Here is a 14,596-nt window from a genome sequence, read left to right as displayed (position 1 = left end):
TGCAAATGTAGTTTCAAGAAAACCACAATTGCAACACTGTTGCAGATAAAGATTAAAAAAGAATTAATCAGCCCCCTTGCGACCTGGGTCAGGCTATTGCTTCACGCAAGAGGGCCCTGCTTTCCTTTTTGACAAAAGTGATTGGCACAAATTCGTCGTTAGGCGCACCGATGTAATAGACCGTCCATTCCGGATCGTGATGTGACAGCATTTCGCTGATGCAATCGGCGCGGTGCGCAACCGGATTGGTACAATCTTCCCAATAAAACAGCTCCACCCGGTAAAACAGGTTTTGCTTGATTCCGTTGATCGTAACCTCTACTTTGATCTCCTGCTTACCTTGAAGCGGCGGGATGGGAATGGCAATGTGGCTCATGGGATTATGTGTTTAAAAATCAATGCATTAAAAGGTGCGAAGCAATCAGCCCTAATCGGTCCTGAGCGAATTAACGGGGTTCATGAGCGCCGCTTTGATACTCTGGAAACTCACCGTGAGCAATGCTACCAGCACGGCCAGCACGCCCGCCAGCAGGAACATCCACCACTCGATGTCGATGCGATAGGCGAAATCTTTCAGCCAGGCCCGCACGGCAAACCAAGCGAGTGGCGAGGCGATCAGAATGGCCAGGAGCACGAGTTTGAGAAAATCACGCGAGAGCAATGCCACAATGCCCGCTACCGAGGCGCCCATGACCTTTCGCACCCCGATTTCCTTGATCCTCCGCTCGGCCGAATACGACGCCAGCCCAAACAGTCCGAGGCACGAAATAAACACCGCAAGTCCCGCCAGAATGCCTACGATTTCGCTCACCTGGCTATCGGCCCGGTACATTTCCGCGAAATGCTCGTCCAGGAAAGAGTACCTAAAGGGCTCCTGCGGAAGGATCTTGCTCCACGCAGCCTGCATGGCCGTAACTGCCTGCCGGGCATCCTTCCCTTTGATCCGCACCGACATTTCGGAGTACATCCAGTCTTTCTGGTTGAAAATGCACAAAGGTTCGATTTGGTGGTGCAAAGAGTTGAAGTTGAAATCCTCCACCACACCCACAATGCTCGACAACGAATCCATTCCGTAGAAACCGAAGCGTTTGCCGATCAGTGTTTCCATCGTGAGCGTCGGCTCTTTCAGGAGCAGCTCTTTGGCCAATGCTTTGTTAATGATGTAGGTTTTCCCGTTATCGGCCGGGTTATCGGTAAAGTCACGACCTGCGATCAGTTTAATTTGATAAAGGCTTAAAAAGTCGGGATCGACAATGATTTGCGACGAGGTGAGCTCCCTTTTGGCGCCCGTTCCCTGAAAATTGACAGCCGTTTGGTGCAGGTTATTACCCAGCCGCTGCTGCGAACCGGTGACATTTCCGACAAATGCGCTGCGCAGCATTTCCCGTTTCAATGCCTCATATTTCGTATCCGACCGCGAATCCAGCGGAATAACGACCACCTGGTCCTTCTCAAATCCCGGATGCTTGTCCAGCATGTAGTTCAATTGCTTTACGGCAAATGCCGTAGCGATGATCAGGAACACGGCGCTTGAAAACTGCGCAACCACGAGGGCATTCCTGAAACTGCTTTTGCCCGAACGCACCAAACCTTTGAGCACCTTCACAGGCTCATAGGCCGAGAGGAAGAATGCCGGATAAACGCCCGAAGCAATACCGATCAGCACGGTTCCCGTAAGCAGCACCGGCAGCAGCAACGGATTTTCGATAAAGGAAAAATCCAGCGGCCGCCGGCTGAAATTCGCCACTGCCGGCATCACCAGCCAAACGATCCCCGCCGCAAGCACCAGCGCGAGCAATGCCAGCAGCACCGATTCGCCGATAAATTGCCTCGCCAGTTCGGCCCGCCTCGCCCCTATCGACTTGCGAATGCCCACCTCTTTCGCACGTGCGGCAGAGCGGGCGGTGGACAGGTTCATGAAGTTCACACAGGCGATAATGAGCACAATCGCCGCGATGATTGAAAATACATAGGTGTACCGGACGTCGAACTTCTGGAAGTTGATGTAATCATGGGTAATGTCCGTAGAGCCGGCGTGGATGTCCTTTAACGGCTGCAAGAAGAGCTTGAAATGCTTCCAGTGCTCGTCCTTCATGTGCCTTTTGAGGTAAGCCGGAAACTTCTTTTCCAGAGCTGCCACGTCCGTTTGCGCGGCCAGTTCGAGGTAAGTATTGAGGTAATTACTTCCCCAGTTTTCCATGAAATCGGGCTTGGCGATGGTATTGAACGATACCAGCGCATCAAACTGCAAATGCGAGTTGCCCGGCACATCCTCCATAATCCCCGTCACTTTGAGCGTGAGGGTGTCGTTGGCGTAAAGGTGGATATTCCGGCCTATCGCGTCCTCATTGCCGAACAGTTTGGAAACGGTCGTGCGCGTGAGTACCACCGAATTCGGCTCAGTCAGCACTTTACGGCTGTCACCCTCTTCGAGTTTGAAATCAAACATGCTGAAAAAATCCGGGTCGGTCAGGAACGACTGGTTCAGCTCCACCCGCTTACCATTGTAAAAAACCGGCATTTTCCCCGTTCCGTTGATCCGCACAAAGCTTTTGACCTCCGAAAATTCCTGTTTCAACGTCGGCCCCATCGGGTACATGCTCAATGCGACATTCTGTGAAGTCATGCCGTCGAACGTCTGCACTTCGTTGAGCCGGAAAATATGCTTTGAATGCATCCGATCGAAGCTGCGCTCGTACGAAACGAACAGCATAATCACAATGCAGGCAGCCATTCCTACCGCAAGTCCAACGATGTTAATGGCCGAAAAAGCCTTGTTCTTCCAGATGTTCCGGAGGGCGATTTTGAGGTAATTTCTGAGCATGCCGATGTGCTGGAAAGGGTTAAAAACAACAATTGCCAGAAAACATAATTCCCTGACAATGACTGTATAAGCCTCCGGCAACAAATGTATGCCAGCACAAACAACGGTTTAATAATCAGCACATTAAAGAGATGAAACGAGTGCCTACTGTCCGAAATCGGACAGCCTTGTTCACCGGTGGACAAGGCATTGAGCCAGGCCGGGTTACCAGTCTTTACGGATACCGATATACCCGCCGGTCCGCCGGGTAAACACATCGCCCTGATCCGTGGCTACGCGCGCTATGATGCTGAGGTTCCTGCCGCGGGGAAGCAAATATTGCGCGCCCAGTACCGATGAAAACTGCCCTCTCGGCGGGTCGAAGTCGGCCCCCGGAGTCCCGAAATTCCGGCTGTAAGAGCCTCGTAGCGAGAGCGTCAGCAGCCTGCCCGCCTTGCCCTGAATGCCCAGGTACCACATATTCACCCGGTTGTTGGGGAAATACCGGTAGTTGCTCAGCTTCGACTGGTCCATATCCTTTCCGGGCGAAATGAACGGCGTTCCCACCGTTCGGCCCTGGTACGACCACCCTTCCGAGTACTGCGTGTGGTTGAAATAGTTGTCCGCGCCCTGGTACTTGCTCCCGGGAATATAAAACTCCGACCCCGACTGATCTTTCGTGCTCAGGAATTCCAGGGTGAGATGCGTAATGGCAAAGCGGCCTGGCTTGCCATTAAGTTTCAAATTAATGCCGTAAAGTCCGTCGGGAATGTTCTTGAAAAGCATGCTCGACACATCTTCGAAAGGATGCTGGTGATAGGCAAACAGCCGGTATTTGCCCACTGTTGTTTCAAATGCAATGTCATAGCTCCCCAGGTGATTACCAACCCGATAGCTATCGAAAGCCCCGTAACCGTTCTTTTCAAACCATTTTTTGGACGTGAAAGCAAACACCACATTCGGGTAAATCGACCACGACGAGGGCAGTTCCCCGTTCACGGCAAGCTCCGGATGCTCTTTGAGGTAATCCGAATGCCCGGCCCAAAGTACATTATGGTTCAATCCGGCGTACACCTTGCTTTTGTTTTTCCCGAAACGCAGGTAAAGAAACTTCTGGTGCAGCCGCACGCCCTGAATATAATCGGCATTGAACCAGCCGTGGGCAAATCCGGCATGGACCGCTATGAAATTCCGTGTGAATTTCAGCGGGGTGAATCCCACCGTTCCGATCTGCACCTTGGGTACCGGCAGCGAGTTGCCCGACATGGCGTAGAAACCGGAAGAAAATGTAGTATCCCCCAGCCCCATTACCTCGCGCCTGCGCCCGGCCCACAGCTCCACACGCTTAAAGCGCACACTGGCATGTGCCTCGGGCAAGACGAATTCGAAGCGATTGTCTTTGTTATAAATCCCTACCGGACTCACGCCGGCACTCCAGTCCAGCTTCCTTGGCCGGGCGGAGAGGCTGTCGTAGAAAACATAATTTCTCCGCACCGACGCTTGTACCACGCCCGAGGTGGTGCGGTCGGGGACCGCGCCAAACTGGTTTGTTTTAAGCCAAAACGGCGTTTCGTTGTTGGACGACCAGTAGGCACCCGCTTCGGCACTTGCCTCCACCTGCGACATAAGCGTGCTTTTCTGGGCAAAAACCGGCCCTGAGATAATCGCAAGAAGCGCAGCAACACTGAAAGTAAAGGATCTCGGCAAGGGAGTGCAGTTTATGAAGGATTTCCCTGCAAGATAAAGACCGCGAGGCGATATCGCTACGACCGGTGCGTTTTTACTTTACTCTGTCTTCAAACTTTTCACGAGGTCGAGCAATGCGGCGCGAACCGCCTGGTAACTCACCGTGGCCAGGGTCACAAATAGAGCGCCGCATTGATAGCCGACTAACCCTTGCTCTTGACAAGGTTACAAAATGCGATTTTAAGATAGTTTTTCAGCATGGCTAATCGATTCTATTCATTTTTCAAACTCTTCACGGGGTCGGTCAATGCGGCGCGGATGCTTTGGAAACTGACGGTCGCCAGGGCAATGCCTGCAGCCAGCGCGCCTGCCCAAACGAAGATGCCCCAATGGACCGGCACGCGGTATGCAAAGTCCTGCAACCAGCGCTCCATAAAATACCAGGCTACCGGGCTCGCCACCACAATCGCGACGATCACCAGTTTCAGAAAGTCCATCGACAGCATGGCCGTAATGCCCGCCACCGAAGCCCCCAGCACTTTGCGGATGCCTATTTCCTTTGTGCGCTGTTCAATTGCGAAAATGGCGAGCCCGAACAATCCCAGGCATGAAAGGCAAACCGACAGCAATGCAAAAGTGGTCGTCAGGCGCGTCGCGAGTTCCTCGCGCTGGTAGAATGCCGCTATCTCTTCGTCGTAGAAAGTATACTCGAAAACATTTTCAGGGAAGTGTTTTTGCCAAACGGCGGCGATCCGCGGGATGGTAGGCGCGCTGATAAGCCTGAGCTTGACGCCCGCCCGGCGGTAGCGCTTCTGGTCGGCATAGACGATCGTCGGCTCGATGCCGGTGTAGAGGTCGCCATTGTTAAAATCCGACAGCACGCCCACGATAGTGCCCGTTTTACCCGCATCGCCCACGTGCAAACGCCGGTTCAATGCATCTTCGGGCGATTTCAGGCCGAGTGCTTTCACCAGTTTCCGGTTGATCAGCAGTTCATTGAGCGTGTCCGAATGCGCCGGAGCCCGTCCTGCGACCAGTTTCAGGCCGTAGGTTTTTACAAAATGCGCATCCGCTGCCCTGGAACGTGCCACGAATTTCTCCCAGTCACGGTTTTCGAACTTAATGGTGCCGCCGCCGCTCGTCTGCACCGATGGCGCGCTGCGGAAGAACGACAGTTCCGCTACTTCCGGCAATGCCGCCAGCTCATTGCGCAATGCCGATAGCTTGCTTGTTTCGGCTTCCGGCAGGTTCAAATGCAGCACCAGATTTTTGTCGACGCCCAAATCCTTGTTTTTCAAAAATTCGGATTGCAGGAATATCAGTGTAGAAACGGCGATCAGGACAAACGAAATGCTGAACTGCGTCACCACAAGCCCTTTTCTGACGGAGAAAAAGCTGCGGTTATGATCTTTCAGCAAGCCTTTGATCGCCTTTACGGGATTGAAATTTGAAATGACGAATGCCGGATAAATACCCGCGAGCACGATTACAAAAAGCAGCAGCGCGGCAAAAAATACCATCAATAGCGGATCTGTCAGCACATTCACCCGTAGACCTAGTCCGAGCCACCGGCTCAGTACCGGCGCAAAAAGCCAGGCTATGCCAATGGATGCCGCTCCGGCGACGACAGTCAGCAATGCGGTTTCCTGGATAAACAGCCAGAATACCTGCGCCTGCGATACGCCGAGCACTTTTCTCACGCCCACTTCCTTGCTGCGCTTGAATGCCTGGGCCGTGGATAGGTTAATGAAGTTGAAACACGCGATGAGAACGAGCAAAATGCCCACCGTTGCGAGGACAATGATGGTGTTATACTTGATTTTCCCGCCATATGCGACATTAAAATGCACATCGGACAGGTCCTGCAAACGGTAATGGAACACCCGGTCGTCGGGACCGTAATATTTCTGCGCGAACGCCGGCATCTGTGCCTCGAATGCCGCCTTATCGTCCGGCGACCGGAGTGTAATGTAGGTTTCACGGTTGCTGTCAATCCAGCCCCAGTCTTCGTAGCCATACTCGGGAACGATCTTTCGGATGGTTGGGAGCGAAACAAAAATATCATAACGAAAATCGGTTTGCGCGGGATAGTCGGCTACAATGCCTGCAATCACGAGGTTTTCGCGGTTATCGGCACGGATCACTTTGCCCAATGCCTGGCCATTCCCGAAATATTTCCGGGCATAACGCTCCGTCACAATCGCCTGGTTCGGTGCGGACATCGCCGAGGCATTCCCGCTGATCCATTGATAGTCGAATATTTTGAAGTAATCAGCATTGGTAAAAACCAGGTCCTTTTCCAGGAACTTCCTCGAAGCCCCGCCGCTATCAACGCGTATCGTAACTTCTTTGCGCGCCACGTAAGCAGCATTCCCGACTGAGCTGAAATCCTTTTTCAATGTTTCGTGCAAAACAAAAGCCGAACCGCGCTCCTGCTCCACCGAGCCGTCGTCCAGGTGCAGGTCCACCACTACCCGGTAGGTACGCGCGGCATTCTGATGGTAACGGTCGGTGGACAGGTGGTGCTTCACCAGCTGAAAGATCACGATTGCACCTGCCATGCCCACAGCCAGGCCTGCGAGGTTGATTCCCGTGTACACCCTGTTTTTCAACAGGCTGCGAAGCGTAAATTTTAAGTAGCTGCCTATCATTCCGTTTTCAGACTTTTAATGGGATCGAGCCAGGCTGCTTTCACCGCCTGGTAACTTACCGTCACGAGCGTGAGCACGAGTGCGCCTGCTGCCGCGAGGACAAATATCCACCAACTTATTTCGGTGCGGTACTGGTAGTTTTTCAGCCATTCGCTCATCGAATACCACGCCAGCGGCGCGGCGATGGCGCTCGCTACCGCCACCAGCAGGACGAAATCCCTTGAAAGCATGCGCCACAACGCGGTTACCGACGCGCCCAGTACTTTCCGGATGCCTATTTCCCTGGTTCGCTGCTCTGCGGTGAAGGAAGCCAGTCCAAACAGTCCGAGGCAGCTGATGACGATCGCCAGCGCCGCAAAAAAACCGGCCAGTTTCCCTACCCGCTCTTCGTTCCTGAACTTGGTGTCGTATTCCGTGTCGGCAAACTTGTATTCGAACGGCGCGGCCGGCACCAGTTTTTTAAATACGTTTTCAATGGCCGGTAATGCCTCGGCCGCGCTTACATGGGCATTAAGCCTGATATTGATCCAGTTGGGAGAACCGGAAAGGAAAAACACGGTGGGCCGCACAGCCTCGAACGGGGATTCCATCACCATATCTTTCACCACACCCAGCACCGTGAATTGCTTCCGGATGTTGTCCGTCATCCATTGACTTTTCCAGGAAACGACCATCCCGACCGGATCCGCTACGCCCAGCAGGCGCGCCGCCGACTCATTGATCACAAAGCCGGAAGTATCGGAGGCGAAACTGGCAGAAAAATTGCGTCCGCGCACGAATTGCCAGCCGACGGTTCGCGCATAGTCGGCGGAAACTGTGAGGGTTGCGAAAGTTTCCGTAAATCCTTCCGGCATTCCGTTCCAGCTGAAACCGTCATTAGCCGACCAGACACCGGTTACCGGGCTTTGCGACTCGGCCACTTCTTCCACCAGGCCGGTATTTTTGAGTTCTGCCCGGAAAATCCCGGCTTTTCCATAAAAATCGTCGGTTTTCATGGGTATCATCAGTAATCCTTCCCGTGTGTAACCCACCGACCGCTGTTTCGCGAACTGAATCTGGCGATAGACGATCGTTGTACAAATGATGAGCGTCACCGAAATGGTGAATTGCAAAACAACCAGAACCTGACGGGGCGTGTAGGCAAAGCGCCCGAAATGCGTCCTGAGAGAAGCGCCTCCGCCTTTCAGGACCTTTACAGGCTGAAAAGACGTGAGATAAATAGCCGGATAGCTACCCGCAAGCACCGAAGTGATCAGCACAAAGCCCACACAGGAGATCCAGAAATAGGGATTGTCCCAGGGAACGATCATTTGCTTCGCCGCCAGATTATTGAACCACGGCAATGCCAGCACCACGCCGGCCAGCGCCAGCAGGAAAGACACCGTCACCACAAGCAACGACTCGCTGAAAAACTGCCCGATGAGCTGGGTCCTCAACGAACCGATCGCCTTACGCACGCCCACCTCCCGCGCACGCTTCTCCGACCGCGCCGTGCTGAGGTTTACAAAGTTGATACAGGCCAGCAACAGCACAAAAAAACCAATCAAGCCAACCATCCAAACGTATTTCACCGGCCCGTCACCCACAGCGCCGTTGCGGAATTCGGAATACAAATGCCAATTTTTCATCGGATGCACCCACATTTCAGGTCGGGTGGCGGCCTCTTCCTTCATATCGTCCATTCTGCGGATCACGCTCAGTTCCGACAGCCTGATACCCGTACTCGCTGCTTCAAAACTGGTATTCTCAGCCAGCTCCGTAAACACCCAAATGGCGTGGTTATCCCATTTCTTCTCCTTCATCCAGCGGTTCTTTTCGAGAAAATAGTCCCAAGAGCCCATGAACTGGACATCGCTAAACTTCGTGTTTTGTGGAAAATCCTCGTAAACACCGGTGACTTTGAGGTGGAGATCGGTGTCCACCTTCACAATCTGGTTCATCGGGTCGGCGACGCCGAAAAGCGCCCGGGCGGCCGACTGCGAAAGGATAATGCCCTGCTTGTCTTCCAGCGCCGACCACGAGCCTTGCAGCATGCGGAGGGAAAACAGTTCTGGTCCGGCGGCATCGATAAAATGGCCGCTGCGCGACAACTTGGTGTCACCCGCCGTCAGTATATATTCTCCCGTTTGCGTGGAGGCGACGATGTGTTTGAAATAACCCGCATAATGTGTTTTCAACTCCCCGACAAATGGGACAGGCAATGAAGGCACTGTCTTCTTTTCTCCATTCCGGGTCTGATTTTGATGGATCTGGCCAATCCGTTCATAGTTGTTGAAATAGCGGTTAAAAGAGAGCTCGTCGTAAATCCACAGGCCGATCAGCATGGCCACGCCCATGCCGATCGCCAGCCCGCCGATGTTGATCGCGGCGTATCCCTTGTTTTTCCAGAGGTTACGGAAAATGATTTTCAGGTAGTTTCTCAACATGGCACCAAGAGTTTAGGAGAGACTGAGTTCTATTCGCTTCGAAGGCTTTTCACCGGGTTCATTATGGCCGCTTTGATGCTCTGGAAGCTTACAGTCCCAAATGCAATGGCCGTGGACAACACCGCCGCCAGGGCGAAAACCCACCAATAAATGTCTGTGCGATAGGCGAAATTCTGCAACCAACGCTCCATCCCGAAGTAAGCAACCGGCGAGGCGACCACAAATGCGATAAGGACCAGCTTGAGAAAATCCCGTGAAAGCAGGGCCACGATGCTGGCAACGGACGCACCCATTACTTTCCGCACGCCGATTTCCTTCGTGCGCTGCATGGTACTGTACGATGCCAGGCCCAGCAATCCGAGGCAGGAAATGAATATGGCCAGGATGGCGAAGTTGAGGAAGAGCTTTTCAAAGCGCTCCTCGCTGCGGTACTGCCGGTCGAAAAATTCGTCCATGAAATAGTAGCTGAATGGCCGGTCGGGCATCAGTCCCTTCCATTTCTCTTCGATGGCCGCCACGGTTTCTTTCAGCCGTCCGCCCTCGATCTTTACGGATACGAGGTCGGAGTTACGCGGCTCGATCCGCATCGTGAGTGGTTTGATATTTTCCTGCAACGACCTGAAATGGAAGTCTTTCACCACACCAATGATCGTCCCCTCGCGCCCCCATTGCCTGAACCGGCGGCCCAGCGCCTCTTCCGGCCTGGCGTAACCCAGCAGCCTGGATGCGGCTTCGTTCACGACCATAGCCTGCGTGGTATCCGTCCCAAAATCTTTGGAAAATGCCCTCCCGGCAGCCATTTTGAGCCCAAATTGGTGAATGTAGTCGAAATCGACGAAATACAGATCCAGGTTTGCGACCTGCAAATCACCGCTTTTGTTCTCGATTTCGGAGTAAGCGCCTGGATTAAAGCTTCCCGGAACGCTGGACGACGCAGCCGAGGATTTCACGCCCGCGAGACCCACCAGCGATTCCTTGAAAGCCGCCCGTTTCGGGTCGCCCTCCGTATTGATGACCAGCATCTGATCCTTGCTGAAACCCAGATCGCGGTTGCGCATGTAGCGCATTTGGATGAAAACGACCATCGTGGCGATGATCAGGGCAATGGAAATGGCAAACTGGACCGTTACCAAGCCTTTTCTTAATAAAATACCCTTCACACTTGTCGTAAAACGGCCTTTCAGCACTGTGACCGGCTCAAACGACGACAGTACCAAAGCCGGATAAATGCCCGCCAGCACACCGATCACGATCGCCGCCAAAAACATATAGACCAGGAACGACGGATCGGCAAAAAGGCCGGTAACGACCACCTTTCCCGCCAGATTATTGAAAAGCGGCACAAGCGCGGCCGAAAGCATTACCGAAAACAGGAAGGCAATGAGGCACAGCATCACCGATTCGCTCACAAACTGCCGCGCCAGCAAAGACCTGGCGGCGCCTACGACCTTCCGTATCCCTACCTCGCGCGCCCGTTCGGCCGACCGTGCGGTGGTGAGGTTAACGAAGTTGATGCAGGCGATCAGCAGAATGAAGACCGCCACGACGGAAAACACATACACGTTGTTCATGCTTCCTTTTTCAGCCACGTCGCGGGTCGAATGCAAATGCACGTCGCGCAGCGGTTCGAGGAAAAGCGTGTAGCGCATTTTGGCCTCTTGCATGAGCTTGCCCGCGCGGCGCTCCATAAATGCAGGCAGCTTCTTTTCAAATGCTTTGCTGTTTGTCCCGGGTTTCAGCAGCACATAGGACGTAGCGCCGAAATTTCCCCATTCCTCGTCGACGCCCCGGTTGAAGCGCTGGGTCATGGTGGCCATCGAAATGAACATATCGCCCTTGATCTGCGAATTTTCGGGCATATCCTGCATCACACCGGTAACTTTGGCGGGAAGCCTATCGCCCGAGAGCAGCAGTGTTTGGCCGATCGGATCGCTGTCGCCGAAATACTTTTTGGCCGCTTTTTCCGTAAAAACAATGCTTAGCGGCTCTTTCAACGCCGTTCCGGGATCGCCTTTGACTAATTTGAAGTCGAATACACGAAAAAGCGACGAGTCGGCAAAGACCGTCGCTTCTTCCTGAAATTTGATATCACCCTTTCGGACCAGGAAGCTCCCGCCATTGATCCGCGCAAAGGATTCGACCTCTGGGAAGTCCTGCTTCATGGCGGGCGCGTAAGCCCACGACGTGATTCCCGCATGAATCGTCTCCGAAGGCGTTTTAATGTCCGTCACCACGCGGTAAATGCGATCGGCCTTGCTGTGGAACGCGTCGTACGTCAGCTCGAAATGGACGTACATGGAAATCAGCAGGCAGGCCGACATCCCTACGGTGAGTCCGAGGATGTTGATCAGTGAAAATACCTTGTGCTTCCAGAGGTTCCGGAAGGCAATTTTGAAATAGTTCTTTAACATGGCTGTCAGGTCGCTTGGCTATGGATGCGCTTGTTCCGGCAACAATTTCATACCAATAACCCAAACCATTATTTATCAGACATTTACCCTAAGAACACTGTTCAAAATCGGACAGTCGTGCTCGGCCATTGTCAGTTTCCGCCATTCTGCACGTCGTCGTTGCGAATGCCTCTTTTGTTCTTTTTAATACCATTTTTCAGCTTTCCGAACTTGTAGTTCACACTGAAATTGTACGACCGGAAATAGCTCCAGCGATCGTTGAACTGATCGAAATCCGGGCCTGATGTTACATTGTGGAACCTCCTGAATTTCGTAAAAGGATTGCTCACCGCAGCCGAAACCGACAATTTATCCTTCACCACATCCTTATTCACGCTGAACGACGTGCTCTGGATGGAATTGGAGGTGCCTTGCAGGTTCACGCTCGGCCCGTTTGCATTGAAGTTGGCATTCACGCGCCAGTCTTTGGGCAACCGGTAGCCGGTGGAGAGCGCAAACTGGTACATCAATCCGCTATTGGTGATCTCCACGCCATTCACCAACCCCGTTACCTTGCCGTGCGCAATGCGCAGATTGGTGCTGAAATTCCAGTTTTTTGTGATCGGATAATTGGCATTCAGCAAACCGCTGATGAGCCTGGCGCGGCCTGTGTTGCCATAAGACCTGCGCGTGATCTGTGTTTCGGGGTCAAATACGGCGATCTGGAAAATGAGGTCTTTGAAATGGGTGTAGCCGACGCCGAAGTTGATATTTCCTTTTTTGGCCTTGTTGAAGCTCAATTGCAGATCGTTCACGAATGCCGGCCGGAGGTCCGGATTACCCGTGCGTTCGAAACTCGGGTTCGACCGGTCGACGAACGGATTGAGCTGCCAGATGCCCGGCCGCTGAATGCGCTGGCTGTACCCTAAATTGATACCCGCATTGTTTTTAAGCTTCCGGTTAACCGATACGGAGGGGATCAGGTTGAAATAGTTTTGCTTCACTTTCGAATCCGTTGAAATGAAGTCCGCATCAATGATCGTCTGCTCCACCCGTGCGCCTGCCTTAATGCCCCAGTTCTTCCAGTTATACTGGTAAGTATTGTATGCCCCGAACACCTTTTGCATGTTGTTGTATTTGTTGCTCATGCCCGCATCCAGGTCGTAGGAATTGGTTTCTGCATTGAAAACCTGGTATTGAAAATCGCTCTTATTGTCGCGCACAATGCCTTTGATACCGGCTTCGATACTGAGCTTTTTGACCGGGTACACGAGGTCCACCTGGAATGTCTGCTCCGAAAAGCTCTGGTCGTTGATCTGCCGGTAATCCGGGCGCTCGTAATTAATGCGGTCCGAAATGTTGAGGTTGCCTTTTTGCTTGTTGTCGTAGCCGTAATAGCGGTAAGAAAAGGTGAGCAACCGGTTCTTATCCGCTTTGAAACCCTTTTGATAATTCACGGCCGCATCCCGGCCTGTGCCGCGGTCGGAACTGGCATTGGTGACATTATAACGTTCCAGGATTTCGTCGCCGCCGTTCAGGAGCGACGATTGGTAGCCATTCTCCCGGTTCCGGCCGCCATTGACGTTCAATTGCGCGCTCAGCAAGTTGAGCGTATCAACCTCATAGGTAATCTCATAGCCAATGTAGCCGTTTTTGTTATTCACCTTGTTCCACCCGCGCTGGTTGAGCTCCGTTGGGTCAATGCCCGTCGTGACCCGGTTGGTAATCGATTGTGTGGAAGGGTTGATATACTGGCTCAAACCGGCATTTACCGACATTCCCACCTTCCCGAGCTGGGCCGAGAGCGAACCACCGACTCCCGGCCCGCCTGTCGGGAACCGTTCACTGACGTTGAGGGTACCATTATACCCGTTGTCGATTTTTTTGTTGGTAATAATGTTGATAATTCCTGCTAGCCCTTCCGCATCGTATTTTGCCGGCGGCGTAGTAATCACTTCGATCCGCACGATAGACGATGCCGGCATACTCCGCAGCACGTCCTTGTAGCTCCGCTCGACCATACTCGACGGCTTCCCGTTGATCAATATCCTGAAATCTGCATTGCCTTTCAGGAAAATGTTATCCTCGGCATCGAGCGACAGGTAAGGCACTTTCCGCATCATATCCAGCACGCTGTACACTTTGCTTTCGGGATCGGCTTCGAGGTCGTAACTAATGCGGTCGACCTCCTGCTTTACAATGGGTTTCAATGCGGTAACCGTCACTTCTTTAAGCCCTACGGCCTGCGGACTGATGGTAACCTGGCCCAAATCGACATGCCGGCGGGTGCTGTCTGCAAGATCGACGTCGATGGACCTGCTTTTGTATCCCACGCCCACGAGCACCACCATGTACTTCATCGGTTTCAGGTTCGCGAAAACAAAAGAACCGTCGCCCTTGGAAAAATCGGCTTTCACGGCGGTGGTTTTGTCCTTCATGAGGTTAATGGTAATAAAATCCAGCGTTTTACCGGAAGCGGAATCGGCCACGATGCCTTTGATACTCCCGCCCGCGGGAGCGACCTGGGCAAATGAATCCTGGCAGCAGATCAGCCCCGGGATCAGAATGGACATGAGTAGTTGAAGTAAAGTTTTCATCGAGGTAAAATTCATGGCTAATAGATTTTTGAAAAGGCATAGG

The 14,596-nt window shown here is 53.0% G+C and carries 7 protein-coding genes; all 7 read right to left on the bottom strand.

The window, feature by feature from the left end:
- Positions 1 to 88 precede the first annotated feature (88 nt).
- A complete protein-coding gene (locus DFER_RS24225; protein ID WP_015814304.1) occupies positions 89 to 376 on the bottom strand; it encodes a hypothetical protein in 288 nt (95 codons plus the stop codon).
- Positions 377 to 427: 51 nt separating this feature from the next.
- Positions 428 to 2,824 carry an ABC transporter permease gene (locus tag DFER_RS24220; RefSeq protein WP_015814303.1) on the bottom strand — a complete coding sequence of 799 codons (2,397 nt, stop codon included), beginning with the start codon at positions 2,822 to 2,824 and terminating at the stop codon, positions 428 to 430.
- A 204-nt stretch (positions 2,825 to 3,028) separates the two neighbouring features.
- Entirely contained in the window at positions 3,029 to 4,510 is a 1,482-nt protein-coding gene (locus DFER_RS24215) for a capsule assembly Wzi family protein (protein WP_229206101.1), read from the bottom strand.
- A gap of 251 nt (positions 4,511 to 4,761) precedes the next feature.
- Entirely contained in the window at positions 4,762 to 7,140 is a 2,379-nt protein-coding gene (locus tag DFER_RS24210) for an ABC transporter permease (RefSeq protein WP_015814301.1), read from the bottom strand.
- Complete coding sequence (locus DFER_RS24205; RefSeq protein ID WP_015814300.1) at positions 7,137 to 9,566, bottom strand: FtsX-like permease family protein; 2,430 nt, start codon at positions 9,564 to 9,566, stop codon at positions 7,137 to 7,139. Before DFER_RS24205 ends, DFER_RS24210 begins: the two co-directional genes overlap by 4 nt.
- Before the next feature lie 29 nt (positions 9,567 to 9,595).
- A complete protein-coding gene (locus tag DFER_RS24200; protein WP_015814299.1) occupies positions 9,596 to 11,977 on the bottom strand; it encodes an ABC transporter permease in 2,382 nt (793 codons plus the stop codon).
- A gap of 131 nt (positions 11,978 to 12,108) precedes the next feature.
- A complete protein-coding gene (locus tag DFER_RS24195; protein ID WP_229206100.1) occupies positions 12,109 to 14,553 on the bottom strand; it encodes an outer membrane beta-barrel family protein in 2,445 nt (814 codons plus the stop codon).
- Between the last annotated feature and the right edge of the window lie 43 nt (positions 14,554 to 14,596).

It is taken from the genome of Dyadobacter fermentans DSM 18053 (assembly GCF_000023125.1).
GTDB classification, from domain to species: Bacteria; Bacteroidota; Bacteroidia; order Cytophagales; family Spirosomataceae; genus Dyadobacter; species Dyadobacter fermentans.
The sequence above is the reverse complement of the archived record's forward strand: the minus strand, read 5'-3'. Positions and strand labels throughout refer to the sequence as shown.

Bases quoted from the DNA above. Each gene is read 5' to 3' on its own strand.
- DFER_RS24205 (WP_015814300.1), bottom strand. From the start codon at position 9,566: ATGTTGAGAAACTACCTGAAAATCATTTTCCGTAACCTCTGGAAAAAC.
- DFER_RS24225 (WP_015814304.1), bottom strand. From the start codon at position 376: ATGAGCCACATTGCCATTCCCATCCCGCCGCTTCAAGGTAAGCAGGAG.
- DFER_RS24200 (WP_015814299.1), bottom strand. From the start codon at position 11,977: ATGTTAAAGAACTATTTCAAAATTGCCTTCCGGAACCTCTGGAAGCAC.
- DFER_RS24220 (WP_015814303.1), bottom strand. From the start codon at position 2,824: ATGCTCAGAAATTACCTCAAAATCGCCCTCCGGAACATCTGGAAGAAC.
- DFER_RS24195 (WP_229206100.1), bottom strand. From the start codon at position 14,553: ATGAAAACTTTACTTCAACTACTCATGTCCATTCTGATCCCGGGGCTG.
- DFER_RS24210 (WP_015814301.1), bottom strand. From the start codon at position 7,140: ATGATAGGCAGCTACTTAAAATTTACGCTTCGCAGCCTGTTGAAAAAC.